29 protein-coding genes are annotated in these 26,595 nt (G+C 41.3%); 13 read left to right on the top strand and 16 right to left on the bottom strand.

Annotated features, from left to right (window positions below; genetic code table 11):
• The first annotated feature begins 22 nt into the window (after positions 1–22).
• On the top strand, positions 23–1,150 hold the full coding sequence (locus ACJVC5_RS01180) for a DNA alkylation repair protein (RefSeq protein WP_408097549.1): 1,128 nt from the start codon (positions 23–25) through the stop codon (positions 1,148–1,150).
• Here ACJVC5_RS01180 and ACJVC5_RS01175 read toward each other — a convergent pair.
• On the bottom strand, positions 1,139–2,218 hold the full coding sequence (locus ACJVC5_RS01175; RefSeq protein ID WP_408097548.1) for a branched-chain amino acid aminotransferase: 1,080 nt from the start codon (positions 2,216–2,218) through the stop codon (positions 1,139–1,141). The genes ACJVC5_RS01180 and ACJVC5_RS01175 overlap by 12 nt on opposite strands.
• A gap of 69 nt (positions 2,219–2,287) precedes the next feature.
• Here ACJVC5_RS01175 and ACJVC5_RS01170 point away from each other — a divergent pair, with 69 nt between their 5' ends.
• Positions 2,288–3,034 (top strand): MotA/TolQ/ExbB proton channel family protein, encoded by a 747-nt coding sequence (locus ACJVC5_RS01170; protein WP_408097547.1) that lies wholly within the window; start codon positions 2,288–2,290, stop codon positions 3,032–3,034.
• Positions 3,031–3,858 (top strand): vWA domain-containing protein, encoded by an 828-nt coding sequence (locus ACJVC5_RS01165; protein ID WP_408097546.1) that lies wholly within the window; start codon positions 3,031–3,033, stop codon positions 3,856–3,858. Before ACJVC5_RS01170 ends, ACJVC5_RS01165 begins: the two co-directional genes overlap by 4 nt.
• On the opposite strand, the gene ACJVC5_RS01160 is transcribed toward ACJVC5_RS01165, so the two are convergent.
• Positions 3,855–4,466, bottom strand: coding sequence for a hypothetical protein (locus ACJVC5_RS01160; protein ID WP_408097545.1), 612 nt, complete (start codon positions 4,464–4,466; stop codon positions 3,855–3,857). The two genes, ACJVC5_RS01165 and ACJVC5_RS01160, sit on opposite strands and share 4 nt — an antisense overlap.
• A 110-nt stretch (positions 4,467–4,576) precedes the next feature.
• On the opposite strand from ACJVC5_RS01160, the gene ACJVC5_RS01155 reads away from it, so the two are divergent.
• On the top strand, positions 4,577–4,936 hold the full coding sequence (locus ACJVC5_RS01155) for a hypothetical protein (protein WP_408097544.1): 360 nt from the start codon (positions 4,577–4,579) through the stop codon (positions 4,934–4,936).
• On the opposite strand, the gene ACJVC5_RS01150 is transcribed toward ACJVC5_RS01155, so the two are convergent.
• A complete protein-coding gene (locus ACJVC5_RS01150; protein WP_408097543.1) occupies positions 4,910–5,503 on the bottom strand; it encodes an MEDS domain-containing protein in 594 nt (197 codons plus the stop codon). The two genes, ACJVC5_RS01155 and ACJVC5_RS01150, sit on opposite strands and share 27 nt — an antisense overlap.
• Positions 5,504–5,682: 179 nt before the next feature.
• On the opposite strand from ACJVC5_RS01150, the gene ACJVC5_RS01145 reads away from it, so the two are divergent.
• Together ACJVC5_RS01145 and ACJVC5_RS01140 are read left to right on the top strand one after the other, a co-directional pair.
• Positions 5,683–6,621 (top strand): hypothetical protein, encoded by a 939-nt coding sequence (locus ACJVC5_RS01145; protein WP_408097542.1) that lies wholly within the window; start codon positions 5,683–5,685, stop codon positions 6,619–6,621.
• A gap of 100 nt (positions 6,622–6,721) precedes the next feature.
• A complete protein-coding gene (locus ACJVC5_RS01140; RefSeq protein WP_408097541.1) occupies positions 6,722–7,333 on the top strand; it encodes a hypothetical protein in 612 nt (203 codons plus the stop codon).
• A gap of 31 nt (positions 7,334–7,364) precedes the next feature.
• Here ACJVC5_RS01140 and ACJVC5_RS01135 read toward each other — a convergent pair whose 3' ends face one another.
• The 4 genes from ACJVC5_RS01135 to ACJVC5_RS01120 form a co-directional block, all read right to left on the bottom strand.
• Entirely contained in the window at positions 7,365–7,940 is a 576-nt protein-coding gene (locus tag ACJVC5_RS01135; protein ID WP_408097540.1) for a hypothetical protein, read from the bottom strand.
• A 49-nt stretch (positions 7,941–7,989) separates the two neighbouring features.
• Positions 7,990–9,837: a hypothetical protein gene (locus tag ACJVC5_RS01130; protein WP_408097539.1), complete on the bottom strand. Its 1,848-nt coding sequence runs from the start codon at positions 9,835–9,837 to the stop codon at positions 7,990–7,992.
• A 174-nt stretch (positions 9,838–10,011) separates the two neighbouring features.
• Positions 10,012–10,872: a LysR family transcriptional regulator gene (locus ACJVC5_RS01125; RefSeq protein WP_408097538.1), complete on the bottom strand. Its 861-nt coding sequence runs from the start codon at positions 10,870–10,872 to the stop codon at positions 10,012–10,014.
• Positions 10,873–10,950: 78 nt separating this feature from the next.
• On the bottom strand, positions 10,951–11,574 hold the full coding sequence (locus ACJVC5_RS01120; protein WP_408097537.1) for a hypothetical protein: 624 nt from the start codon (positions 11,572–11,574) through the stop codon (positions 10,951–10,953).
• Positions 11,575–11,734: 160 nt separating this feature from the next.
• Between ACJVC5_RS01120 and ACJVC5_RS01115 the strand changes: the two genes are divergently transcribed.
• Together ACJVC5_RS01115 and ACJVC5_RS01110 are read left to right on the top strand one after the other, a co-directional pair.
• Positions 11,735–12,424 carry a YjjG family noncanonical pyrimidine nucleotidase gene (locus tag ACJVC5_RS01115; protein ID WP_408097536.1) on the top strand — a complete coding sequence of 230 codons (690 nt, stop codon included), beginning with the start codon at positions 11,735–11,737 and terminating at the stop codon, positions 12,422–12,424.
• A 51-nt stretch (positions 12,425–12,475) separates the two neighbouring features.
• A complete protein-coding gene (locus ACJVC5_RS01110; RefSeq protein ID WP_408099265.1) occupies positions 12,476–12,853 on the top strand; it encodes a VOC family protein in 378 nt (125 codons plus the stop codon).
• On the opposite strand, the gene ACJVC5_RS01105 is transcribed toward ACJVC5_RS01110, so the two are convergent.
• Together ACJVC5_RS01105 and ACJVC5_RS01100 are read right to left on the bottom strand one after the other, a co-directional pair.
• Positions 12,741–15,989, bottom strand: a complete 3,249-nt coding sequence (locus ACJVC5_RS01105; RefSeq protein WP_408097535.1) for an efflux RND transporter permease subunit — start codon at positions 15,987–15,989, stop codon at positions 12,741–12,743. The two genes, ACJVC5_RS01110 and ACJVC5_RS01105, sit on opposite strands and share 113 nt — an antisense overlap.
• A gap of 67 nt (positions 15,990–16,056) precedes the next feature.
• Positions 16,057–16,485 (bottom strand): hypothetical protein, encoded by a 429-nt coding sequence (locus ACJVC5_RS01100; RefSeq protein ID WP_408097534.1) that lies wholly within the window; start codon positions 16,483–16,485, stop codon positions 16,057–16,059.
• Between the two features lie 94 nt (positions 16,486–16,579).
• On the opposite strand from ACJVC5_RS01100, the gene ACJVC5_RS01095 reads away from it, so the two are divergent.
• A complete protein-coding gene (locus tag ACJVC5_RS01095) occupies positions 16,580–17,377 on the top strand; it encodes a zinc-dependent peptidase (protein ID WP_408097533.1) in 798 nt (265 codons plus the stop codon).
• Positions 17,378–17,387: 10 nt separating this feature from the next.
• On the opposite strand, the gene ACJVC5_RS01090 is transcribed toward ACJVC5_RS01095, so the two are convergent.
• Positions 17,388–18,110, bottom strand: a complete 723-nt coding sequence (locus ACJVC5_RS01090) for a DUF5602 domain-containing protein (RefSeq protein ID WP_408097532.1) — start codon at positions 18,108–18,110, stop codon at positions 17,388–17,390.
• Between the two features lie 180 nt (positions 18,111–18,290).
• Between ACJVC5_RS01090 and ACJVC5_RS01085 the strand changes: the two genes are divergently transcribed.
• The gene (locus ACJVC5_RS01085; RefSeq protein WP_408097531.1) at positions 18,291–20,483 is read left to right on the top strand and encodes an OsmC domain/YcaO domain-containing protein; all 2,193 of its coding nucleotides are present in this window, start codon (positions 18,291–18,293) and stop codon (positions 20,481–20,483) included.
• A gap of 132 nt (positions 20,484–20,615) precedes the next feature.
• Positions 20,616–21,263 carry a thiopurine S-methyltransferase gene (locus ACJVC5_RS01080; RefSeq protein WP_408097530.1) on the top strand — a complete coding sequence of 216 codons (648 nt, stop codon included), beginning with the start codon at positions 20,616–20,618 and terminating at the stop codon, positions 21,261–21,263.
• Here ACJVC5_RS01080 and ACJVC5_RS01075 read toward each other — a convergent pair.
• From ACJVC5_RS01075 to ACJVC5_RS01065, 3 genes are all read right to left on the bottom strand, one after another.
• Entirely contained in the window at positions 21,260–22,363 is a 1,104-nt protein-coding gene (locus ACJVC5_RS01075) for a calcium:proton antiporter (protein ID WP_408097529.1), read from the bottom strand. The genes ACJVC5_RS01080 and ACJVC5_RS01075 overlap by 4 nt on opposite strands.
• 74 nt (positions 22,364–22,437) lie before the next feature.
• Entirely contained in the window at positions 22,438–23,343 is a 906-nt protein-coding gene (locus tag ACJVC5_RS01070; protein WP_408097528.1) for a polysaccharide deacetylase family protein, read from the bottom strand.
• 45 nt (positions 23,344–23,388) lie between these two features.
• The gene (locus tag ACJVC5_RS01065) at positions 23,389–23,712 is read right to left on the bottom strand and encodes a hypothetical protein (protein WP_408097527.1); all 324 of its coding nucleotides are present in this window, start codon (positions 23,710–23,712) and stop codon (positions 23,389–23,391) included.
• Between the two features lie 157 nt (positions 23,713–23,869).
• Between ACJVC5_RS01065 and ACJVC5_RS01060 the strand changes: the two genes are divergently transcribed.
• Positions 23,870–24,718: a class I SAM-dependent methyltransferase gene (locus ACJVC5_RS01060; RefSeq protein WP_408097526.1), complete on the top strand. Its 849-nt coding sequence runs from the start codon at positions 23,870–23,872 to the stop codon at positions 24,716–24,718.
• Here the strand turns inward: ACJVC5_RS01060 and ACJVC5_RS01055 are convergent.
• Genes ACJVC5_RS01055 through ACJVC5_RS01045 form a run of 3 tightly spaced genes read right to left on the bottom strand, consistent with a single transcriptional unit; the run spans position 24,708 to position 26,136 of the window.
• Positions 24,708–25,232 (bottom strand): GNAT family N-acetyltransferase, encoded by a 525-nt coding sequence (locus ACJVC5_RS01055; protein WP_408097525.1) that lies wholly within the window; start codon positions 25,230–25,232, stop codon positions 24,708–24,710. The two genes, ACJVC5_RS01060 and ACJVC5_RS01055, sit on opposite strands and share 11 nt — an antisense overlap.
• On the bottom strand, positions 25,229–25,636 hold the full coding sequence (locus ACJVC5_RS01050) for a GFA family protein (protein ID WP_408097524.1): 408 nt from the start codon (positions 25,634–25,636) through the stop codon (positions 25,229–25,231). Before ACJVC5_RS01050 ends, ACJVC5_RS01055 begins: the two co-directional genes overlap by 4 nt.
• A 17-nt stretch (positions 25,637–25,653) precedes the next feature.
• Positions 25,654–26,136 carry a GNAT family N-acetyltransferase gene (locus tag ACJVC5_RS01045; protein WP_408097523.1) on the bottom strand — a complete coding sequence of 161 codons (483 nt, stop codon included), beginning with the start codon at positions 26,134–26,136 and terminating at the stop codon, positions 25,654–25,656.
• Positions 26,137–26,238: 102 nt separating this feature from the next.
• On the opposite strand from ACJVC5_RS01045, the gene ACJVC5_RS01040 reads away from it, so the two are divergent.
• A complete protein-coding gene (locus ACJVC5_RS01040; protein WP_408097522.1) occupies positions 26,239–26,586 on the top strand; it encodes a GFA family protein in 348 nt (115 codons plus the stop codon).
• Positions 26,587–26,595 lie beyond the last annotated feature (9 nt).

Here is a 26,595-nt window from a genome sequence, read left to right as displayed (position 1 = left end):
ACTTTTTCAACTAGAGTGAATCATGCCTCAAAAAGACAAGTCTCAAGAAAACCCTTCTGCCTTTAAACTCTGGATAAATGATCGTGTCGTTACAAAAATCGCCAAGGCGATTGAGAGTGAATACCCATCGTTTAAAACCAATGAGTTTAAAAAACTAAGTAAACAACTTGATCCACTTGAGCTTAAGGGGCGTGTGCTTTTAATTACGGCCGAACTTAAAAAACACCTGCCGGATGATTATAAAAAGTCACTTTCAATTCTTGTAAAGGCGATGGAGAAGGGTGACTTAACTGGGTTTGAACTCTGGCCATTTTCAGAATACATTTCCCAATTTGGTCTGGATCATTTCGATGATTCTCTGAAGGCCATGTATAAACTTACTCAGCGTTTTACATCTGAGTGGGCGGTTCGCCCCTTTCTCCTTAAAGATCACAAGAAGGTCCTTAATATTCTCAGTAAATGGACAGATGATAAGAGCGTGCATGTTCGTCGCTGGATTTCAGAAGGGACGAGGCCACTTCTTCCCTGGGGTCAACGGATTCCTCTGTTTGTAATGGATCCTACGCACACCATTCTTTTTCTGGATAAACTTCGCCACGATGAAGAACTCTATGTAAGGAAGAGCGTGGCGAACCACTTAAATGACATTGCTAAAAATCATCCACAGGTTGTGATAGATGTTCTTCGCATGTGGAGTAAAGATGTGCCCACTGAGCACCAAGATAAGATCAACTGGATCAAACGCCATGCTTTGAGAACACTCATCAAGAAGGGCCATCCAGGAGCTTTAAAGTTAATGGGTGTGGATGGAAAGGCGGACGTCGAGCTAGGGAAGGTCACTCTAAATCAAAAGAAATTTAAGCTACACGATAAGCTTACTTTCGAATTCACGGTCACTTCGACTTCAAAGAAAAAGCAGAAGATCGTGGTGGATTACGCCATTGATTTCGTGAAGGCCAATGGGAAGAAAGGGAAGAAGGTCTATAAGTTGAAATCATTCGACCTGGGACCAAACGAAGAAATCACTCTGAAAAAGAGTCATTCTTTGAGGCCCATTACAACGATGAAGTATTATTCAGGAATCCATCATCTCATGATCCAAGTGAATGGTGAGATGATGGATAAAAAAGATTTTTTCTTAGAAATTTAAATCACGAACCGGGTATGTCCAGCCTTGAGGAGCATCGAATCTGCCGGCCTGGATTGCAATAAGCTTCTCACGAAGCTGCATGCCGATCTTGCCTTGAGAATCACGAAGCTTGTAAACCGACTGATCTTTGTCCATGAATGAAGCAATCGGAGCAACTACCGCAGCAGTTCCACATACGAAAGCTTCGGTACAACGACCTTCTTGAACAGCTTTAAGAACTTCATCAATTGAAAGCTTTCTTTCTTCAACTTCAATTTTTTCAGCGCGAGCAATGTCGATGATTGACTTACGAGTTACACCATCAAGGATCGTATCAGTTAGAGTAGGTGTTACGACTTTGTTGTCGATAACAGCAAAGAAGTTCATCCCTGACATTTCTTCAATGTACTTGTGCTCAACCGAATCAAGCCACATGGTTTGATCACAACCCAACTGAATGGTTTTAGCGTAAGAGTTTAAGCTTGCAGCATAGTTACCACCAGTCTTGGCGAAACCAATACCGCCTGGAGCACAACGAATATCATCTCGTTCGATATAAACTTTTACCGCATCTCCAGCGAAGTATGAACCAGATGGAGAAGCAACGATGATGAATAGGAACTGCTTAGAAGGCTTAATTCCCAGACCCACTTCAGTCGCGATCATGAAAGGGCGTAGGTAAAGTGATTCACCTAAACGTTTAGGGATAAGGTGCTTACAGTAAGCGCTGATAGTTGCACAGGCATTCAGATAGTCCTCTTCCGGAATTTCTGGCATGGCCATACGACGAGCAGACAAGTTGAAACGTCGGGCATTCATCTCCGGACGGAACATGTGAATCGAATCATCCGGGTGACGGAAGACCTTCATCCCTTCAAAGATTTCCTGACCATAATGCAGCACTTTTGAACAAGGATCTAATTGTAGGGGCCCATAAGGCAATAGATCGAATCTTTGCCATTCACCATGATCGTATAGGGCCTGGATCATGATCGGAGCAACATATTTACCAAAACCGAGCTGAGGATCATTAATAGTGAACTTTTTTACTCGCTCAACTGCATCGGGATGGATTTCCACTTTCTTCATAGGACTCCCTTAGATTTTCTAACTATTTACCGAAACGAAACATAAGTTTAATAACACGGATTTTACCAGATGAAAAATCTAAGAAATCTCACGCTCGCGTCGGGGATGGCACTTTTGATTACAGCTATTTGTATGACCTTATTGGCCATCACAAATAAAGAAAATTCACCTACTTTGTACCGCATTTTGGTCCTATTGGGCGGTGATGTGGTGAATGGGGGCTATATTCAAGGTCTAACTTACCTGGCCTTCATATGGGCCTGGTTTGAAGTGCGTGAAAAACTAACTGTGATTGCCCGGGAGCGTCGCGCTTTTAAATTAAATCTCATTCCTACCAGTGAGAAGCACGTTTTCATGCCCCAGGATGTGAACCAACTAAAATTCAAACTTATCGAGTTCGAGAAAAAAGAAAAATACATCCTAAGTGATCTTTTGAAGAAGGCCTGTACGAAGTTTCGCACATCAGGTTCGTTATCTGAATTGATTGATATTGTGAGCATTCAAGTTGAAGTATCTCAGGAAAAAGCAGAGGGTGATCAATCGGTAATTCGTTACCTCACGTGGGTGATTCCATCTTTAGGATTTATTGGAACCGTGATTGGTATCTCTCAATCACTTATTTATGCCAATTCTGGTGACATGGAAAAGATCACATCTCTTCTAGGTGTTGCCTTTGATACGACATTAGTTGCATTAGTTCTTTCCGTATTTCTAATGTGGTTCGTGCATCAGCTGCAAGAAGAGACCGATCGTTTTCACTCTGATCTGAAAGAGTTCGTCATTGATAACCTCATCAATAAAATTGAGATTCAATGAGAAAACGCCGCCAGATAGAACTATTCTCGCTCTCATTTTTGGACCTTATCTCGGGTGCCTTGGGTGCGGTCATTATTCTCTATGTGGCAATTCCTAAGAACCAACCGAAGGTCGAGCCAAAAGATGACATTGAAAAAGTCATGGTGAAGCAAGAACTGGCCTCATCAAAAGCGAAAATTGATGAACTCACTAGAGAGATTGAGACCCTAAAGGCCGCCCAGGTAAAAATTGTTGAGCCATTGAAAATTGAAGAGCCTGTAGTGGGTGGGGCCAATGTTGATATTGGTTTCAAGTTCAAAGGGAAGAACATTGTTTTCATCATTGATACTTCTTACAGTATGACAGAGGAAGATCGGATGGGTCAGGTCAAGGCAGGACTTAAAATGTTTCTGACTTCTCTTTCGTCCGAGTACAAAGTGGACATCGTTCAATATCCTCTCGGTGAACGGGCCCCTTTCAGAAGTATGTGGGGAACCATCAAGGAAACGACTGGTTTTAATAAAACAGACGCCTTTGATTTTATCTATGCCCTGAGACCAAGTGGCGGTACTCCAACCAGAGACGCTTTGTTGTTTGTGATTAAAAACTATGAGAATGTTTCTGATATCGTTCTTTTATCTGATGGTCAGCCGACCTATCACAATTCTAATCGTAAAGATGATATCTATGACATTCTTAATGTTGTGAGGGCCGAGAATCGTACAAAAATTCAGATCAACACGATTGGAGTGGGAACAAACTTCGTCAAAGATAAGACCAGTGACCAGTATAAATTCCTGAGTCTCTTGTCAGAGCAAAATGGCGGTTTCTTCGTCGGATTCTAGAGAGGCGGAGGGAGCAGCTGATGCTTCTCCACGACTTTTTTAATTGCAAAATCCTTATAGAGAACTTGGTGGTAGACCCATGGATGAAGTTTTTCTTTCTTCATGGTGTAGGTCAGTATATTGGTCGCTTCTTTGGAGCCCAGATAATGGGCCACGGCCTTAAATTCAATGTAACAGATAATCAAATGTAGGTAAGTCACGTAAGGTCTCTCATTTTTAGCGTGAGGTACCTTAGGATAAATTTTCACGAGATCTTTAATCGCAAGATCCACTTCACGGGCCTTGATTTCTGTCCACCAGTGAAGTTCTTCATGAAGAAACTGTGCCAGGATCCGATTTGGATGTTCCGCATGTCGGGTATTAATGGTCAACACTGGATGAGAGCGAGAAACGGCCTTAGTTTCAATATTAACCGTCTTGGTAAAAAGAAGCGGTTGAAGGTCATAGACCTGGGTCAGATGTAAAAGATTTTGTTTGGTTAAATTGGTCCACTTGTCTGGATTGATTTCATGAACAGTCACTCCGGACGGATGTTCCGAAGAATCATTTTGTGAAGCACAACTTGTCAGAAGTAACACTGACACGCAAAAAAATAAGATCCATTTCATGAAGAGCATTATAACAGGGATTTTACCTTAAGCTTAGTTGAATTTTAGGGGAGTGCCTCGACTTGGGTCTTTTTCTGGGAAAAGATCGTTCCACTTTTCAGGAGGACGACATGAAAATTCTTTTCGCCTGCTGTTTCTTGTTAAGTTCTGGTGTTTTAATGGCCGCTTCGGACCTTGTGAGTTGCAAAGGGGGAGAAAAGAGCGGAATGAGTGAGCGTTGGTGCGAGTCTGATCAATGGCTTGTGACCCTGGAAAATGAAGGACCTTTCATTGCAAAGATAAAAGAGACCCATACACACTCTATTAATCAGTATTATGAAATTATCCCTCAAGATAATATTAGCTCTAAGCAAAGACGAAAGATTGGCCAGTACTTAGTGAAATTTGATCAGAGTGACATTCCGGTTTTTGAAAAGAGATTTCCTAAAGGGTTTATCTACGACTCAGCTGACTTTGAAGACTCCATCTGAAACCACCACATGGGAGTGGCAGGAGCAAACGTCGTGGAAAGAGAGTTCTGTTTCATAAAGCACATCTGCTGAGTAGCCACAAAAGAGTGACACCGGTTCTTTTTCCACCATTTCATGCCAGATTTTTTCCAACTCAAGGGCGGCGATGTGATTTCCTTCCATGGTCAGGATGTTCACCATTTCTCCGTAGGCCCTAATCGAGCTGTATTTTTGCTTCATTCCCGTTAGAAGTTTACTAACAACAGAAACAAGTTTGGTTTTATCCGGACGGCTCTTGTGCATGAAGAGTGAAAGTAATTCATGTGCGTCCACGATGAGGAGTTGACCTCTGGAGATCACTCGATTTACATCAATGGATCTATGAATAAGGCCATCGGTAAAGGCCTTTTGATGGACTTTGCTAGCTATGACAATGATGCCCTCACCACGATTGATTCCGGGAATAGCATAATTACAAAAAACTTGTACCAATGAGTCAGCTTTATCGAAAAAGTGAACAAAGTGATCTCCGTGCACGGGCTGGTGATGTTTATTAAAAGAAGCTGGCTTAAAAACAGAGGTTTTCATATTGATTTCCATCTCTTGGAACGATGGATCATAGCATAAGAAATCTTCAAATTCCGTCCTAAGAGCAGAAGGGAATTGAAAATCAAGATTGGCCTAAGGATGGAGAGTTAAGTAGGGGAAGATTCTTCCTGGGGATGGGCGGTTCTGTGCCTATGTTAAACTGATCATGTTGAGGCACTATGAAAAAAACAATCCACTTTATTCTTATTATCACTTTCATCCACAGCATGTTTGCCTTCGGTCAGACTGATATCCCGGAGCAATTTTGCGATAACTCTTTTACCAGTAAAAGGCTCCTTTCGAACTGGAGATTGGAGAAAGGCAAAAGAGAAGAGTACTGTGCTGAAGTTGAATGCACAGGTCCTGAAGGTGACGTAAAAAGAAAACGTTGTTTCTTTCAGCGTGAAGAACATCCCAACACAATTTTGATGTCACAAGAAGACAATATTAGAACAGACAAACTGGCGAGTTATAAAAGTCGTCTCTTTGAACATGTTCTGATGGTAGGCGACACCTGTTTCGAAGAATGTCGTCCAGCTGCTAAAACATTCATGGGAATTAAACGAAAAGACGTTCATGGTCTCGACAGAGAATCTTGTTTGGCCTGTTTCACAAAACGTAAAGATCTTAGCTTTGATGATTCCTACGAGTATCCGGAAATCGGCAGACGACTATATTACGGAGAAAAATGTCATTACATGTGTAAGGACAAACCGGGACAGTTTTCATTCGAGAAGAGAGTTTTAACTGAAGAATGCAAACAGTGTATCGGAATGAAATTTGAATATCTTCTGACCAAAAGCTCTGCCTGTTATGAAGTTGATTCTGAGCGTGGAATGCGTCCTGTGCCGAAATCATTTTGTGCTCCTAGTGCAGACCTCATCATGACTCACTATGCAGAGGGGTCAATCTATTCCCTGAAGACGATCTTTTTTAAGGTAAAGCCAGACTGCTATGAATTAGACGATCAGACCAATGGTGCAATCTTCAAGATTGTAGTGGATCGAGCGTATTGTGATTCTAAAGGAATTACAAACTCCGATCGTGAAGAAGGGAAGGACATTAAATCAACAGGTGATAATTCGAAGAACAAATCTTCGAGGGCCTCTCAGCAATAGCGCACACCTTTAAATTGTTAATAAATTATTATGATGAATTGACCTCTGGGCCAAGTGTATTTCTTTGTGAGTGTTTTTTTACTTTAACAAAGGATGGTCGATGAGGATTTTCAAACTTCCGGTGGGTCTTATGCTCGCCCTTTCGGTTTTTGCCACTACTGTTATTCCACAGGGTGTACAAGCAAGCGTTTTAGAAGATTACAAGATGCAATTCACTTCTAATGAAGCACAGGTGAATGAAGCATTTGATCGCTTCCACTTTGCCATGGCGGTTGAGTGGGACCAAAAAGATCCTGTCTTTAAAGAAGAGGCCCAAAAGGGTCTTGAAAAGGCCCTGCTTGATTTGATGAAAGCGGGTGTGACAGCAACTGAAATTCAAAAGGCGATGGAGAAGAGTATCCTTCAAGGCAAGGCCCAGGCCGATTATAAGCGCCTAGTTGAGGCCCTTCGCTCACAAGAGATGACTGAAGAGCAAGCAACTCAAATGGCGATGGAATTCATGGATAAAAACTACCATGAAGGCACAAGCTTCGCGGGTGGTGGTCATCATCATGGTAAATGGAAAGTTATCGTGGCGATTATTATTGTCGTAGTCATCATCACTTGTTTAAGAGATCGTGACCATGATCACGATGATGATAATCACGAAGAACCAAACTGTCATTATGGTTACGGCCGTAACGGTGATCACTGTTATCCTGTTCAATACTAAAAAGCACTGGGCACCTACGGGTGCCCTTTTTTTATTTTTGGAAGATAAGAGAAAGTTCAAAGATGCGGGATTGCCACTGAGAAAGTTGAAGTGTTTTCCTGACTGGCACAGAAAATTCTTCTTCATCCTGAATATTAATCCACTGCTGGGTCTTAAAGTTTAAATTTGCTTTATGGACGTCCTGCTGGACCAAGTAATAATGATATTGAGTGATTCTCTCATTATTAAATTTAACAGTATCTTGAATGTCCCACTCCATAAGGTCTGGAGCATCATTGGTCATTAACGGGGCCAGATTCGAAGGTAAAAACTCAAAGGTCTTGTTCTTCCATTCTTTTTTCAGATCTTCTGAAAGATTTTGGGGTAGACTCACTCCCTTAATGTGTTTTTGACATTGAAAAAAGTCACCCTTGTTGTAGCACTGAAACTTATCTTTCACCAATTCCAGAAAACGCGATCGATTACTGACATGAACGAGTTCGGAGTCCCGTACCTGTGACACTTTTATGGACTTAAATTGATAAAGACCATCTGGCCGAATAGGAACGTTGGCAAGGGCAGTGAGAGGAATAGAAAAAACTAGAGTTGTGAGAGTAAGATTTTTCATAAATAAATCTTATGTTTGCCCTTGATCAAGCGTCAAGGGCAAACAAGTGTTAGAAACATTCGTGGCGCCAAAGGCGGATTTTATTAATCTCTGCAGGCGGTTCCTCCGGTCCATTTGTAAACTGCTGCATGAAGTAGAGATCGAATGTTTTTAACTGTTCTCCGTCAAAGTGCTCGTTGTTCCAGGTACGACACAAATATTTTCCTAACCAGAGAAGATGAAGCTCATCTCGAGAGGCCTGGATATTATCTAAGAGCTTTTTCCAGTTGTCCGTAGCATAGGTCTCATGCCAGTTCTCAGGTGTTTCAAATGTGACTTCTTTATTATTAAGAGCGTCCCACTTCTTCCCACTCATGAGATTACCATCCATGACAAACCAGCCATCACTTCGTTGTGGGTGAGGAGCAAACATGGCCCAGCCCTGGTTGAGGTGAAAGGTAAACATCACTTCATCGAATGGCGTTCCGATATACCAGGACTTTGGCTGAATAAGTCCTTCAATGTTCCATAGAGTCACAAGGGCCAAAATGAAAGTACCAAACACTTTCTCGATATACGTGATTTTGTATCGAATTTTATCTATCCCAATATGGGTAAGAAAGGCCTCTAACTGACGGCCTTTTTCTTTCTTCACAGGGATTTCATCTGGCCCCTTTGCGGCCGCAGCAAGATTAAATTCACCTCTCTCTTTGGCCTCGATTAATTGCGCACCAAAACTTTCTTCTGGAGCAGCGGGTGTCTCATCCAATTTGGCCAGAGGCAGTTTTCCGAAAACACGAATGAGAGGCAGGCTTGAAGTCTTAAGGGCGCTCTCTAGTGCTTTAAAACCAGTATGATATTCCCCCCCTGTCTCGACCACAAAAGAATCATTTCCATTAATAAATCGCTCTGCTTTTAGATCTGAAGTTGCAGGAGCGATAGTCAATTTTTTTAGGAAGAGTAGTTCCTTAAAAACTAAACAGACTTTCCGGGCAAAGGCATTTTCTGAATCATAGTAGAGAATTTTAACCGATTCACTTGTGGCCTTAAGTTTTGCTTCAATGAAGTCCCACCAAGCAGTTGGCATGATCCCTAACCAGATAATGAGGCAAATAGGAACGAAGTTTCCTAAGTGGAGAGTAGAGCCAATTCCTAGATGGAAACTAAGAAATGCAAAGACCGCTCCTCCGCGGAAGAGGTCCCGACGGTAAGGAATAAAAAGCAGTAAAGGTCCGATTCCTTCAAGTCCCCAAGAGGCAATAGACAGGGCCTTCATAGTAAGAGGGAAGTGACTAAGCCATTTACCAAAATCCGTTGTCATGAAATCGAGATTTAAAATGAAGTAAACCGCGTTGAATTCTGTATGGTAAACAGGGGCCCATTTATAGAAAAAGGTCATGATATAAAGGAGAGTCACCTGAATGATCCAGGCCGATGTAAAAACACTTAAGTACTCTTTTCCTTCAGGCTTCGTTTCACTTACCGCTCGATCAACCGAGTAATAAGCGTTCATAGGAAGAAAGAACGACCAGAAAAGAAAGATCCGGATGAGCATATCGCCGCCAGTGGTGGCCGCTTCGGGGAAACGTGCTTGGAATGAAATGATAACAATCCAGACAATAAAGTTTGCGATTCTTGTGCGCCAACCGATAGTGAACATCACGGAAGCAATAAGGCCTACAATGGCGAGAATTAATGCGAAAGAATAGGTTCCGTTTAAGTTTAGAAGAGACATTCGGTAGTTATATTCAAGATTCTCAATCAAGACTGAACGTGGAAGAATTCCTCCATCTGAAAAGAACGCACCAATTTCAGGAATACGTCTCAGCAAATCAAAGAAAGTAAGAAGACCTAATGTCACTCTTACCAGTGCAAGTGAACGTAAATCCAACTTCATAATGTGTTTAATTGAGTTCATAGACGTGACCTACCTTTCTGGGCAAGACAGGTAGCACTTGTCATGAATGAATGTTGATTAAAAAAATTCTTAAGTTCGGCAGTTATATGGTGAGTCTTGGGCCGTAGTTTAGGGAATTTCCCTGAAAGTACTTCAGACCATGACGTAGATCATTCAAACAATTCTCCCACACAATTAGATCAAATCTGAACCACTGAGCCATTGAAGAAGAGGAGCAATGTGTTCTTTGACGGATTTATTTTCTTTAAGCCACCAAATACCCAAAAAGTCATTTTTGAGATTAAGTTGGAGAGAAACTGAGAGATCAATTAAATGACCCTTTTGTATTTCGTCCAAAACTGCCGCCCTTGGAAGGAGTGTCCATCCCAGACCATTTATAGCTCCCGAGCGAAGACCTGCGACTGTATCAAAGACCATATTTGTTTTAATCTTATGCCGATCAATTTTTAACATGTCTTCTGGGATCAGAGATTTGTGACGAAGAAAAGGAAGTTCAAGCAATTGATCAAGTTTGCCATCAGCTTTCTTAGCAAGCTTAGGTGTGCAAACAATGCTCCAGCGCTCATCACATACTTTCTTAAAACCAATTTGAGGATCATTCGGACGACCACAAGCGAAGGCAAGATCAAGGCCTCCACGAAGAAGTGATGTTTCTAGTCCTTCTGAGGGACATAAAATTTCAAGATGATTCTTTTGGGCCATTTCTTTAAAAGGTGAATTTGCCAGATGAGGGGCAATGACTCTTTCAATGAAGAACATGGTTCCACCGAGGCGAAGTGATGTTGGAGACTCTAAGACCGCTTTTTGGCTGAGCTGCATTTCTTTTGCCCACAGAGCGACTTTCTTTCCTTTTTCAGTGAGGGTCCAGGAGCCATTCATCTTCTCAATCAATGAAGTCTCACGAGAAATTTTTTGGACCCGCTTCAGAATTACCGAAGGATCTTTTTTAAGGATATGGCCGGCACTTTTAATGGAACCGGCTTCGTGGATAGCATAAAGGATAAGGCAGTCTTGTGGATCAATTTGATATTGCATGAGAATGAAGTACCACTCCCATGCGGCTGTGTAAATTAAAAGTCTGTTTTTGCAGGTTGTTTATGCAATAAATGCCTATTAGCGAGACTCTGAAACTGTTAGCTGTGTGATTTGGCCCGTACGGTTATCTTTCCAAGTCTGTTCATAGGTTTTAATAACATAGGTACATTCAATATTAGGACGACAGAACTCTGTTCTGGTATCAGTGGAAACAAGAACTTGTTGAGTTTTTTCCCAGCCAATAACTCCGGCACGTTGAGAGATAAAATAGTCATAGTACACTCCATCTTTTGTGGTGGCGAGACGGACGTCCAGAGTAAGTGCAGGCAAGAACGAGCTTCGAGGATCAAGACGAAGATTGGCGATGGTTGTTCTGTGGGCCGCATAGAGAGTTACTTTCACATTTTTAAGTTTGGCGAATGGATTTGATTCTACCGGTAGTTCAAGAAAATATTGCCGGCCATTTTGCTTAAAAGGAACATTATCCAGTCCTAGCTTAGAACAGTTTTGATTTGAATTTTCAAGATAAGCATAACCAGATGCAAATGTGACTTCGCTTGCTTGGTTGATGCATTCGTCCCAAATTTGTGTAAGCTCCGGATCCATAGCTGGATACGTGCGGTAAGCTTGTTTAAGCTTAAATGTATCTGCAAAAGATTGAGAGGTGATTAGTAGTAGAGAAATTAGCAAAATAGTATTCATCTTTTATTACTCCGTTTGAATTACAGAAATTTTTTACAAAAGATGGAGTTGATAAAAAAGTATTTGTTTTGCCGGTCTGATATGCAATTAGCTCATGAATGAGTTTTAGTCAGGATTAGACACTTTGTCTAATGGGGCCAAAGCTGTTATATATATGGCCATGAAATACAAACTTTTTCTTTTTGATCTTGATGATACACTTTTAGACTTTAAGGCCTCTGAACGGCTTTCCTTTTTCCTGGCCCTAAAAAGTTTGGGAATTCAATCTGATTTAGAGAATCTATTCTCACAATATCAAGTCATTAACTCCTCTCTTTGGAAACTATTCGAAGAGGCGAAGACAACGAAAGAGCATTTGAAAGTAGAGCGCTTTCGTAAGGTCTTTGAGGCCAATGGAATTGAAGTTGATCCAAACAAGGCCAGTCAAAGGTACCTTGATACATTACCTGAAACAGTTGTGCTGATGGATCACGCGGTAGAGGTTTGTGAGTGGCTAAAAGGCCATGGAGAAATTGGTATTATCACAAATGGTATTCAGACTGTGCAGCATCAAAGAATTAAGAATTCCCTAATCGCTCCCTACATTAGTTTCATTAGTGTTTCAGATGAATGTGGTTTTGCAAAACCTGATGTTCGTTTCTTTGAATACACCGCCAAGAAGGTAACAAACTTCAATAAACTATCTTCAATCATTGTGGGAGATAGAGAAGAAGCGGACATTCAAGGAGCACACAATTTTGGAATTGATAGTTGTTGGTTTAATCCGCATCAAAAGGTCTCAACCGTAAGTGTTGCTCCGACTTACGAGATTAAACATCTCTCAGAGTTTAAGACTAAACTTGGTTACTAAAAGCGATTCATTAAATATTCAAATGAGGTGTCAGTGGAAAATCCAAGTATCATGTCTCACATTTCAATCGGTACAAACAACTTTGAAAAGGCAATTGCCTTCTATGACAAAGTGCTTGCTACAATTGGTGCTAAACGTGTTCACGATTTAAGCCAATACGGAGCAATCGCTTATGGAAAGCAATTTCCCGAATTTTGGGTCGGTAAACCACACGACGGGAAAGAGGCCAAAGTAGGGAATGGAACTCACTTTGCTTTCTTCGCAACATCTAAAGAACAAGTTCATGAATTTTATAAAGTAGCTTTAGAGATGGGAGCTACTGATGATGGTGCCCCCGGCCCTCGTCCTCATTATGGCCAGCAATATTATGGTTGCTTCCTGAGAGATCTGGATGGCCATAAGATTGAAGCGATGGCCTGGCTTGAATAGCTTCGTTTTCTAACTCATTTAATGCCTCTTTCAATTCTTCAGCATGCTTTTTATTCTCAAGTTTTGCAAAGAGGCTATAGGCACACGGAACCACAAATAGAGTCAGGAAAGTAGATAATAAAATTCCCCCAATCACTGATACTGACATAGGTCTCATGACTTCAGCGCCAGCTCCCACTGCTAATGCGGACGGAACTGCACCAGCGATGGTTGCGATTGATGTCATGAGAATGGGCCTTAAACGCATCGGACAGGCCTCAAGAAGTGCTTCCCTTACATCCATCCCTTCTGAACGTTTATGATTGGTAAATTCTACGAGAAGGATAGAGTTCTTTTTTACAATTCCCATTAAGAGCAGAACTCCAATTAAACTGTAAATGTTAAGCGATATATCCGTGATGTACATCGCTATTAAGGCACCTGTAATACTGAATGGTAGAGCAAGGAGAATGACTACGGGATGGATAAGACTGTTGAATTGAGCGCCGAGAACCATATAGGCTACGGCAATCCCTAAAATCAAAGCAAAAAGAAGGCTGTTAAATGATTCTCCAAATGCCTTTGAGTTACCTGATACTTCCAGATGATATCCTTTCGGTAACATCTTCTTTCCAAGATCTTCGATATACTGAATGACTTCTGATTGAGATTTTCCTTCTTTAAAGTTTCCAAAAATACTAATACCTCGTTCGCGATTATAACGGGTAATGGTTAATAGAGTTGTGTCGGCCTTAGTTTTAATGAGATCAATTAAAGGCACGACTTCACCAGTGACGTTTCGAACATAGATTTTATTCAAGTCCTCTGGACCAACATTATGATCTGGATGGAGTTTAATTTGAATATCGTCTCGGTGACCTGAGGCATCGGTGTACTTGTTGGGAAGAAGCTTTTGACCACCGACAGTGGAGGTGATGGTATTGGCAATTGTTGAAACCGAAACACCCCTGGCCACGGCCTTTTCCCGATCTGGATAAATTTCTGTAACAGGCATATTGGGATTGTAGTCACTGTCCACATCAGACATGAGGCCTGACTTTTGTAAATTCTTTCTCATATCTAATGAGAGCTGAGCGAGCTTGTCCCAGTCAGGACCTTGAAGAACGAACTCAATAGGATAACCTCGTTGAGCACTAAATCCAGTCAAAGATAGATCGAGCATAGAGACCCGTTCGACTCCCGGAATCTTCTGTATTTCTGTGCGAAGAAACTCCATGAATTCTTGTTGCGTAGGTCTTTTTTTGAAGGGCGAAGCGGTAGGGCGGTCACCCGGATCTTTCATGGTAACGAAAGTTATACCTTGGTTAACAAGACCCCCACCAAATCCACCAACTGCCACGTAGTACTTCTCAATTTCAGGTCGGGATTTATAAAACTTTTCAGTTTGCTTGAAGACATTATCAGTAAAATTTAAAGATGATCCCATTTTCGTATAGAGAGTAACTAAAAAACGACTCTGGTCTTGAGGGGGCAAGAATTCTTTTCGAAGGAAGTTTGAAATAAAGAGTGAGCCCAAAAATAGCGTCAATGTTGTCGCAAGGATGATCATTCTATAGTTAAGACATACATCCAGTGCTTTCTTATATTTTATCACTAACCAATCCATGCCCTGACTCACGGCCCTGGTAAGGCGATTTCCTTCTCCTTTTTGGAGGAACTGAGATGTTCGCATTGGAGCGAGGGTCAGTGCCTCGAGGAGGGAAATCATGACCGCCACTGATAAGGTCACACCAAATTGGAAAAAGAATTTTCCGACAATACCTTGCATGAAAACAACTGGCACGAAGATGGCGAGAATGGCCACCGAAGCGGCCGTGGCGGCACCAGTAATTTCTTTGGCTCCAACGAGAGATGCATAAACGCGGTTTTTTCCTTCTTCAAAATGGCGTGAAATGTTCTCAAGCACCATAATGGCGTCATCCACCACAATACCGATTGAAAGTGAAAGACCCATAAGAGTAAAACTATTAAGAGTGAATCCCATCGCATTCAAGACAATGAATGAACCGATCAGCGAGACGGGAATCGCCAAAATCACGTTCAAGGCCGAACTGAAAGTTCCTAGAAATAAATAACAAACAATTGAAGTAAGAATGACAGCAAGAGAAAGCGTGGTCAAGAGTTCATGAACCGAGTCTTTAATAAACACTGTTGTGTCGGTCACGACATCCAGTTTTAAACCATTCGGAAGAATGTCCCTAAGTTCTTTAATCTTTTCTTTAATAGCGTCACCAATGGCCACAGCATTGGTTCCGTGCTGCTTAATGATCCCAAGACCAACTGTTGGTTCAATTCCATTGAAGCGGGAGATTCTTCTGATTTCATCTGTTGCTTCTTCACAATAACCAATATCGCTGATTTTTGTTCTGAGGAAATTAGGATTACCACCACGAGTAGGAATAAAGAGTTGCCCGCATTCTTTGGCGTTCCGAAATTCAGGATAAACCCGTACATAAGTTTCCTGGTTTCCGTTGTCCTGATAACCTGTGGGAGTCAGTTGGTGCTCGCTGTTAATAGCATCAATGACGTCTTGAGCGGTGATTTGCCTTTCTGCCATTTTATTTGGATCAAGCCACACTCGCATCTGTGGATCAAGATACCCACCAAGGTTAACGTCTCCTACGCCTTCAATGGTGGTGATGTTGTCTTTTAAGTGATCTCTCACAAAGACAGAGAGTGAACGAAGTTTACCGCCTCTAGGATCGTAAAGGGCCGTCCACATAATGGGTTGGTCATTGGGGTTTGTTTTTGTGATGACCGGTGGATCAATGGTTTGTGGTAAGTTCTTTTGCGCTTGAGATAATTTTGTCTGAACGAGAAGAAGAGCAGCATCAATATCTTGATCTAATTGAAATTGAATAATGATTTGAGTTCGGCCCTGCTGAGAGTTTGAAGTTACCAGTTGAATACCGTCGATACTCATCACGGCGTCTTCAATAATATCTGCTACGGCCGTCTCCATAATATCAGGAGATGCGCCCTGCCAAGTAACGGTGATAGTTACAACAGGAAAATCCACATCGGGTAATTGGCTAATTCCCATTCGAGAATAAGAAATACCTCCAAAGATAAGGAGGGCAGCCATGAGCATCCAGGCGAAGACCGGTTTTTTGATGGATAGTTCAGACACCGACATGGCGCCTGTTATGTCATCTTATACGATTGTTTAAAAGGCGCGGGTCAATCATGAGTTGCGGCAAAAACTATTTTACGTGCATGCGAACTGGTTGAAGGACGAGTACGTTCTTTAACCCTTGTATTTCATTTTTTGTTTTAATTTTAGATAAACATTCAAGAAGTTCCGAAGAAAGAGTCATGTTCCGATTTGAGAATTCGAAATATTGAATTTTTCCCTTAGGATCATAATTAATGACCAGACACAGATGAAAATCCTCTACGTTCTTTGTCCTTTCAATGTCAGTTTGGTAACAGCTTTGAATATCTGGTTTGATGGCCGTCATTTTAGACTCAACTTCTTCAGGCGAAGAATGATGGGAGGCGACTTTGTGAGGCTTTTTATACTGTGCGAGTGATGCATCTGAGCAGATTTTTGTTTTATCAAAAGGAGGTAGTTCTTTTTTATGATAAGAAGCGCAGCCGCCAAACAAAATCAATCCAAGCAAGTATTTCATCATTGGTCCTATAGCATTATCGGAAATCTTAGATAATATTTTTGCATGGATTTAAATTAGATAATACTTAATTAGTGGTGCCATGGATTTATTTTTGAAATTTCTTTTGCTGTTTGGTGTTCCCCTTGTTGTTTACTTGAGCTTCTTGAAGCTCCGTAAACTTCGCGTTCAGCGAAGATTAGAGAAGATGTCAAAAACACCATTTCCTGAACAATACGAGAAAATGCTGTCGAGGTTTCGTCCATATCAGTTCTTAACGACTGAAGAGAGAAAGCGTTTCCAAACCAAGATTCTATACTTTTTAGAAGACAAAATTTTTAATGCCGTTGGTGATCTCATTATAACTGATGAAATGAAGTTATTAGTGGCCGCCGAAGCATGTCTCATGATCACCAATATTGATGGGGACGTTTATCCCGGTCTCAAAAACATTTATCTTATGGAGGATGTGTTTATTCCGAAAGACAATCCGGTTAATTCTATCACAGGATTGCCGACCCATAGTGCTCGCTTAGGCGAAGCGTGGAAGCGAGGGCCCATTGTTCTTTCCTGGAACTCAATCGTTCAAGGCTCAAGTGTGGTCTTTCATGAATTCTCTCATCAGTTAGATCAGCAAGATGGAAGTTTTGACGGAACCCCTAAATTGGGAAGAAATGGAAACTATGATAAATGGGCCCAGGTCATGGGTAAGGAATTCATTAATCTTCGCAAAAGAGTGATGGACCATAAGAGATCAGACATTGATTCCTATGGGGCAACTAATGAGGCGGAATTCTTTGCAGTTGTGACAGAGTACTTTTTTACTCGTCCACAAGTGCTGAGCAAGAATCATCCTGAGATCTACGGACTATACAAAAATTACTTTCAGCTAGACCCAAGTCAATGGGTCTAGCTGAATAGTCTTAGAATCGTTTGAAATGCTTTAAGACAATCTTGTGAAGTTTTTTTTGACTGTCATAAGTCACTTTAAACTTTTTTGGATAATATCCTGACTGTGGGAAACTCTTTGGCAGACGCAGATTCTGAGAACCATTAGTTTTGGACGCTAGGTATTCCCATGTCACCATCGGTTCAAGAAATATAGGTTTTGCGTTGTAATAACCATAGATATAAGTCTTCGTAAATTTTTCGCCGTTAAACTCACCCGAAAGCAGATCTACCCAATGCCATCCCATCTTTGGAACTCCAGCTGGAGTTGGGGCATAATTACTTACAAGGTATTTAGAAGGGATCTCTTTTGTGCAAACGGCCGCATCAGCATCCATGCAGCTGATTTGATCTCGTTGTGCCTTTGTAATGAAGTAGAAATGCATATCAAAATGTGGCAGGGTGTAGACGTTCTCGGGTTCGTGGCCATGCGGGTTCCAATCCAATGTAACTAATTTGTAGGGTGGAATAGAGATTTTTTTAGGGAGAGGGAGTTCATAGGATTTATCCATATGGCCCAATCCATCTAATGCTTTGTGGGAAATAACAATTCCCATTTCCTTAAGTCCTCCGTCCTTATCCAACGAGGCAAATGTTCTGGCATAACCTTTCCCAACGGAGACTTTTTTGCCCCAGAACTCTTGGGAAGCAAATGCAGAATGGGAGACAACCAAGAGAATTAAAAACTTTAACCACATAGATTTCCTCCGAATTGAATTTAAAACGGAGGAAATCTTGCAATCGGAATACCAATTAAATCTGTAAAACGAGGTCTACCTGAACTCCGGGAAGGAAATAAGCCACTTAGCGCGTAAAAATTACCAGATTGAAAGGCCTTTTACTGTTAACACCATACCGAAAATGGTATTTGTGGGCCTATGCAAGTAAACGTAAGATTCTTAGAAAACCTCAGACTTGAGGCCAGTTTTGATGATTTTAAAGTCATCTCAGATCAACCTATTCGCTACAAAGGTGATGGCACGGCCCCTAGTCCCTTCGACTATTTCTTGGCCTCATCAGCACTTTGCGCAGCTTATTTTGTAAAAGTGTATTGTGTCGCTCGTGACATCCCAACAGATGACATTAAAGTTACACAGAACAATATTGTTGATCCTGAAAATCGCTATAATCAAATTTTTAATATCGAGATTGAGCTGCCGGCCAGTATCTCTGAGCACGATCGTGAAGGCATTTTAAAGGCCATGGATCGCTGTACAGTGAAGCGTGTGATTCAAAACAATCCAGGCTTTAAGATCAATCCGAGAGATGTTTTAGGAAAAGATTCAAATCTTATTCTTGAACACGTTGGAACAACTGAAACGAAGACCATGATCATTGGGAAGGACTCTTCTCTCGAAGATACAATTATAAAACTCACAGGACTTCTTGAGAGTCTTGGCATCAAGATTGAAATTGCTTCTTGGAGAAATCCTGTTCCTCACGTGTGGTCAGTTCATATCCGTGATGCTGATTCTCCAATGTGTTTTACCAATGGTAAGGGTGCCACAAAAAATGCGGCCCTTTGTTCGGCATTGGGTGAGTATCTTGAAAGAATCAGTACAAACTATTTTTATAGTGATTATTTCTTAGGTAAGGAAATTGCGGACGGCGATTTCGTTCATTATCCAAATGAGAAATGGTTTAAGGCCGGACCGAAGGATTCGATTCCCAAAGACCTAATGGATGAGAACTTCCTACGTACTTATAGCAACGATGGGGAGCTAAAACTTTCTCATCTCTATGACACAAATTCCGGGAATAAAGATCGTGGAGTGTGTGCTATTCCATTCATTCGTCAGTCCGATAAGAAGACTGTTTATGTCCCAGTTAACTTAATCGCAAACCTTTATGTAAGTAATGGGATGAGCGCCGGGAACACTGTTTATGAGGCCCGTGTGCAGGCCCTGTCGGAAATTTTTGAGCGTGCCGTGAAAAATGAGATCATCTCAAATGAGATCTGTCTTCCGGATGTTCCGAAAGAAGTGTTGGCCCGTTATCCAAAAATTTTAGAAGGCATTCAAAAGCTCGAAGAGCAGGGCTTTCCAGTCCTGGTGAAAGACGCTTCTCTTGGTGGACGTTTTCCAGTGATGAACGTGACTCTGATGAACCCAAGAAATGGGGGAGTTTTTGCTTCATTCGGAGCTCATCCGAATTTTGAAGTCGCACTTGAAAGGACCCTTACTGAACTCCTTCAAGGTCGAAGCTTTGAGGGCATGAATGATCTTATCCCTCCAACATTTAATGAGTTCGCAGTAAGAGAGCATAATAACATTGTTGACCACTTCATTGATTCAACAGGTGTTATCTCTTGGAAGTTTTTCAGCGAGAAGGCGGACTATGAATTCGCTGATTGGAACTTCTCTGGCTCGACAGAGCAAGAGTTTAACCATCTCATGAATATTTTAAAAGAGATGGAAAAAGAAGTTTATATTGCGGATTATGAAGAGCTGGGTGCCAAGGCCACTCGGATTCTTGTTCCTGGGTACTCTGAGATCTATTCGCCAGAAGAACTTATTTGGGACAATCATAATAAGGCCCTGGATTTCCGCGAAGACATTTTAAATCTTCACTCACTGGATAATAAGTCCCTTAAGAATCTTATAAAGAGATTAGAAGAAAGCGAGATTGATAACTATACAACGATTGCTGAACTCATCGGTGTGGCCTTTGATGAAAATTCAATTTGGGGACAACTGACAATCGGTGAGTTAAAGGCACTTAGTTATTTGAGTCTTAAAAAGTATGGAGAGGCCAAGGAACTGGTTGAGAATTTGACGACTTTCAGCAACAGTCTTCCTGAAAGAAAGAAGTTTTATCAGGCCCTGAATGTTGTGCTTGATATCACGATCAATGATGAACTTGAGCTTAATGACTATCTTCCAAATCTTACTCGAATGTATGGCGAGAAGGTCATGGATGCTGTGACAAAGAGTGTGTCAGGGGAAATTAAGTTTTATGGTCTTCAAGCGACAAACTTAGAGCTTGAGGGCATAGAAAAGCACATCAAGTTTGTAGAAAGTTATCAAAAGCTGCAGAAAGCAAAAAGAAGCTTTTACGCGAACTCACTCTAGATGATCTAGAGTGAGTTAATGCAATCCTATAAGGATTTGATACTCGTGGAGTATCAATATTAATTCCAAATAAGCAATTATCATCCTCCGACCAACTAGCTATACTTAAGAGACTTATAAAAAGGGATTCTTATGGAAGCAAAGTATTGGATTTCCGCTTGGGACGAAGGAAGAACAGGATTTCACAGAGGGGCCTTCAACGAAAGACTTTTAAATAACTTTTCTGCGTTTAATCCTCAAAAGGGCCAAAGCATTCTTGTTCCTCTTTGTGGCAAAACAAAAGATCTTCTCTGGCTGGGGGGCCAAGGTCTTAAAGTTCATGGCGTTGAGTTGTATGAGAAGGCCGTTCAGGAGTTCTTTTCTGATAATAATCTTTCATTCAATAAAGATCAGGATCAACATTTCACCAATTATACGCACGAGAACATTCTTCTAAGTGCAGGTGATTTTTTTAAACTTAGTGAAGGCAAGACCTACGACTTTATTTATGATCGTGCTGCTCTTGTGGCCCTCCCGGAGTCCATGAGAAGAGACTATGCGAATGTGATCAAACGCTCCCTTAAAAAAGGCGGGAAGTGTCTCCTTGTGGTTTATGAGTATGATCAATCAAGAATGAGTGGGCCTCCATTCAGTATTGATTTGAATGAAATCCGCTCTCTGTATGAAGATCAGTTTTCGATCAAGCTATTAGAGACAGCGACTCCAGATCGTGAAGGACCAAAGTTCTCGACGTTAGATTTCCTTAAAGAGAATGTTTATGTCCTCGAGAAAATTCGTTAAGGAACGAAAGACATCAAAAAATAAGCAGTCAGAATTCCGCCATGGACGGCACCCTGAAGTAGGGTAGACTTACCTGTACCGAGAGTAATGATTCCCACTGAAAAAGTCATGGCCATGAAGACCAAGTTCTTAGGTGTGACTCCTAAAATAAGTTCTGTATTAGTAATAATCGAGTAGCCAATAACTACGGGGATTGTAAGCGCAATACTTGCGATCCCTGATCCAAGGGCGAGATTAAGACTTGTTTGAAGTCGGTTCGCTCGGGCGGCACTTACAGCTGCCCAGGCCTCAGGCAAAAGAACGATGGTCGCGATAATGAGACCTACCGATGATTTTGGGGCCCCTAACATCACCACAAAGTTTTCAATTGTAGGCGACATAAGTTTGGCGAGACCAATCACCGCGATAAGACTAATACAAAGAGACGCAAAGCTTAGCCATGCTTCGGCCTTAGTGATTTCATCATGGGCCTGTTCATCTACCACATTGATATTGGCAGTTGTTGGTTCAAAGTAACCTTTATGCGTCTTGGTTTGGAAAATAATAAATAAGGCATAAAGAATAAGTGAAATAGCACTAATGATGATGCCTTGTAGGGGAGAAAAGGAACTTGTTTCGGCCGAGGAGTAAATTGGAAGGACAAAGATCAAAAATGAGAGTGCGATCAATACCACCAAAAGACTTCTCGACCCTTGAACCTGGAACTCTTGCTCACGAAATTTAATTCCACCTAAAATGAGACAGAGGGCCACAATGCCGTTAGTAACAATCATAACGGCGGCAAATACAGTGTCTCTGGCGAGAACACTTGCATCAGGTCCTTTTAGGCTCATGAGTGAGAGAATAAGACCAACTTCAATGATGGTTACAGAAAGGGCGAGAACCAGTGTTCCCAAACCTTCCCCAATTTTATGGGCTATGACCTCGGCATGGTGAACTGAGGTCATGACGGAAATACCAAGAAGTGCCAGGGCCACCAGTGAATAGATGAGATTCATTTCGGATGAACTTTTAAGGAAGATCAGGATAAGCAGTGCCAGCAAAGGGATAAGATGTTTAGTTTGGAAAATAGACTTTAGCTGAAACTGTGCTTCTGACATTGAGACCTCATTTTATTGCTGCATTCTAATAAGAAAGCGTCAAAGAATAAATTCTCAATGTGTCGTAACGAATTTTATAGACCGAGCTTGTCCATTTCCTCTCTTTGGTATTCGCCGTCTTCAGCTGGGTAACGAAGAGTTTTTTCGTATTTTCCGCTTTCTTTTGCCAATGCCCACAGAAGCGATTCTCCCGCTGGAATATTTTTAGGTGAGAGTGCATAAGCAGGATCTTTGAAGGCCTCCTGAGCATCAATGACCTTCCAGCCCTTCTCTTTAAACATCGTAATGAGGTCACCTAAGAAATAAGCATTAAGAGGGTTATGGTGAATGAGAATATTGTGCTTAATTTCTCTCCCAAGGAGCTCTTTCGAAAGTTTATTGTAGTATTGAGCTCGATCCCAAATGTGGTCTAAATAATATTTTTTATAGGTCTTTAAATCTACTGCCGCTTTTTTGTTTAATTTTTCAACTAAGCGGAGGCTGATGTACCAATCGGAGGCATCAATGGTTACATGTCCAACTGCATAACCATTGTTTTTTAAAAAAGAGCGAAATTCATCACGTTTTTCTATCGTATCTCCCTCTTTAAGCATGGGATAACGAAAGAATTTTTTAAAGCCTTTATAGTCTTTAATAATTTTTTCGTTCTTTGAAACATCATCTTTAAAGAAGGGAAAAGTTGTTAGCTGGTTATTATAGTTTTTATGGGAATAGGTATGGTTGGCGAGAACATGATTCTCATTGTCCCATAAATTAAGAAGCTTTTTCCCTTCATCACTATCAATTCTCATTCCGCAAACGAAAAGAATCGTTTTCAGCTGATGATCTTTTAGTGTTTTAAGAATGCGTTCTCCCACTTGAAGATGGGTCATACCCATTGAGGACTGAACACCGGGATCATCAATTGTAAAGCTAACTTCTGCGGCAGTGGCCAGTGGGACAAATAGAATCAAGAGAATGGAGCAAAGGATGTATTTCATCCTGAAAGTTTATGACTAAACCTTCAGGATGGCAAAAATCGTGTCTTAGCTTAATGATTGATGAATCGGGGCCTGTTTGCTCCAAGAATCGAGTCCCTTGGCCAATTCTTTGGCATCCATAGCGGGCATGAATTCAACCTTGGCATTAAGTTCTGTGAAAAATGGTTCCGCGATTAAGGGAATCATTGAAGAGTCTGTCATATTAAAAACAAAAATTCCTGCTCTATGGCCCTGTTCAGAATAGAAGAAAGAGCTTTCAGGCTTGATAAGGTCAGAAACTTTTTGAATGATTTGACCAAGACGACCGGATTCGATTGCACTGTTTGCCATGCTCACATCATTCATTGTTACTCTCAATATTGTATGCATAGGTTCCTCCTTGATTGTGAGGAAAGAATGAAAGTGAGCAGAGCTTCATGTAAAGACGCTCTTAATGCGGAAATTGAGTTAGTCAGTTTGTTTTCGAATTTTTCGAAGACTTTGGCATTTCTATGGATGTGAGTATAGCATAAAGGTGAGGTTTATAATGAAGCAAATCACGATTCCGGATCATACAGCAGTGAGAGTCGCTCTTTGGCGTGCCATGCATGCTCAGGTTGATGCATCTCCTATATTTGAAGATGAAATTGGTTTAAAACTAGTGGCCCCAGATGAAAGCTGGAAGCAGCGGGGAGATATGCATCCTCAGGGGACTCGGGGGTATCGAGCTTCTATTGTAGGGCGTGCTCGTTTCATTGAAGATTTACTATTAGAAAAAATAAATCAAGGAGTAAGTCAGTACGTGATCCTTGGAGCTGGTCTCGATACGTTTACTCAACGGAGACCTGATATCGCTTCAAAGATTAAGATTTTTGAAATTGATGAACCTCAAACTCAGGCCTGGAAAAAACAACGTTTAATAGACCTTGGCTATGGTGTTCCAGGTTATTTAAAACTTGTTTCAGTTGATTTTGAATCCGGCGAATCTTGGCTTGAAAAATTAAAAGAGAGTGGGTTTCAAACTGATAAACCGGCCTATGTTGTCTCAACCGGGGTGTCTATGTACCTTACGAGAGAGGCGAACATGGATACACTACGAAAGATCGGGACACTCGCTCCCGGTTCGACTTTTGCTATGACATTTATGTTACCGCCTGATTTAGTGGAACCAGAAGATCGTGGACCTTACGAAATGGTCATCGAGCGAACCGCTGCCGCCGGTACGCCTTTTTTAAGTCTGTTTTCACCCTCCAAGGCACTGGAGCTCGCGAAAGAAGCGGGCCTTCAGAATGTGGAACATGTTTCAAGGACAGATATCATTAAGAAATATTTTGCTGGTCGGCCGGATGGTCTTCAACCTTCAAGTGGTGAAGAATTTTTAGTGGTTATGACTTAGGAAGTTCATAGCGATAAGAATCTCGCTTATGGCCTTTAATCTCGAGATGACCCTTAATCATACCAACACGTTTCATTCCAAGTTTTTCCATGACTTTGAATGAGGCGATGTTGCGGGTATCGCAAGTCGCATACATGACTGCGAGATTTAGTTGATCAAGGCCAAAATCTATTAATGCCTTGGCCGCTTCTGTTGCATAACCTTTATTTTGGAAATCAGGATTGATGGCCCAACCAAGGTTCGCCACCTGACTCATTTCAGTTTCACGACGAATTCCACAACCACCAATAAGCAATCCGTTGTCCTTTAAACAAATGGCAAACTCAAATTTATAGCGCGGACTGGCCTTTGACTGTTCAACCATGTCAGCAATGAACTTCTTAGTATCTTCAAGAGTATTCGGACCCCATACTTCATATTTAGAAAAATCAGGATTAGAGCCGTAAATATGCACGCGTTCCCAGTCGGCCGGTTCGTAATTACGAAGAATTAATCTATCTGTTTTAAGAATCATAATTGGCCTTGGGGAAATGTTTCAAACTGATCGAGTGATTCCATGTCATGATCCCAACTTGCTCTGCTTGAACAAAAAATATGAGCATTAGGTTTCATTCCGATTTGAGTATCTAGGCTTCCTGCAGGAACTACGAGTAATTTGCCTTCCATTTGGAGAGCAGGGATGCCCGAACTACATTCTGGGCAAAAGCTTTTTGAATGTCTGGTGCCTGGAAGGTTGAAAGTCTTAATTGTGTCTTTGCCTGAAATCCATTTTAAGGATGCGGTTGTTGAAAAAAGATTGGCCGTATGGGCCGAGCCAGAATCTTTTTGACAGTATTTACAGTGACAGAGAAAAAAACTTTCAAAGTCTCCAACAACTTCATACTTTATCTTCCCACAGAGACAAGACCCCGAATACATAATGACCTTCTTTCTATTTAGAGAATGGCTTCCATGGGAACACAAGGAATGTCCACGCCACGCATTTCTACACTGTCGAGTCCTGCCGTTTGTATAAAACCAAAAGTTTCATAGAACGTTTTAGCAGTAAGCGTAGCATGAAGTTGTAGCTTCTTAACACCTTGTGATTTGGCCTCTGACCTCAAAATATTAAATAGTGTTTTCCCCGCTCCTAGACCTTTGGCCTCAGGGGCCAGGTAAAGTCCTAATACTTCAGCGGTATCTTTATCCATGAATGCGAGATGAGCAAATCCTCTGACTTGAGAATTAACTTCAACTACCCAGACGTAATCTCGATCAATCGTCTGCCACCATAATTCAGGTTTAAATTTTCGGCCGGCCCAGGCCTCAATTTGTTCAGGGGTATAATCTTTGAAGCAAATTTCTCGAATGGACCGTACATGAGAGTCGATAATGTTTTGGGCATCTGAATGAAGAGCGCGGCGTACGTTTATCATCATGGGTCAAGCTCCTGTGATTAGTTTGCATGAACTTGTGAGGAAAAACAACTTTGTATCTTGAACTTACCTAGCATAGAATTATAGGCATTTAGGAGGAAGCTTATGAAATATCAAGGTGGATGTCATTGCGGTAATATTCGGTATGAAGTCGAGACCAAGATTGATTCAGGAATCACTTGTAATTGCTCAATCTGCTCCAAGAAAGGTCATATTCTTGCTTTTGCTCCTGAAGCAAATTTTAAGCTTCTGAAAGGTGAATCCGACCTTTCAGATTATCAATTCAATAAGAAAGTCATTCATCATATGTTCTGTAAAAAATGTGGGGTAAGTTCTTTTGGCAAAGGAACTATGCCAGATGGAACGAAGATGGTTTCAATTAATCTAAGATGCCTTGATGATTTCGATTTTAAGAATCTACCAACAACTGAATTTGATGGGAAAAGCCACTAATTTGATTGT

The sequence above is a fragment of the Peredibacter sp. HCB2-198 genome (assembly GCF_045999315.1).
Taxonomy (GTDB): domain Bacteria; phylum Bdellovibrionota; class Bacteriovoracia; order Bacteriovoracales; family Bacteriovoracaceae; genus Peredibacter.
The sequence above is the reverse complement of the archived record's forward strand: the minus strand, read 5'-3'. Positions and strand labels throughout refer to the sequence as shown.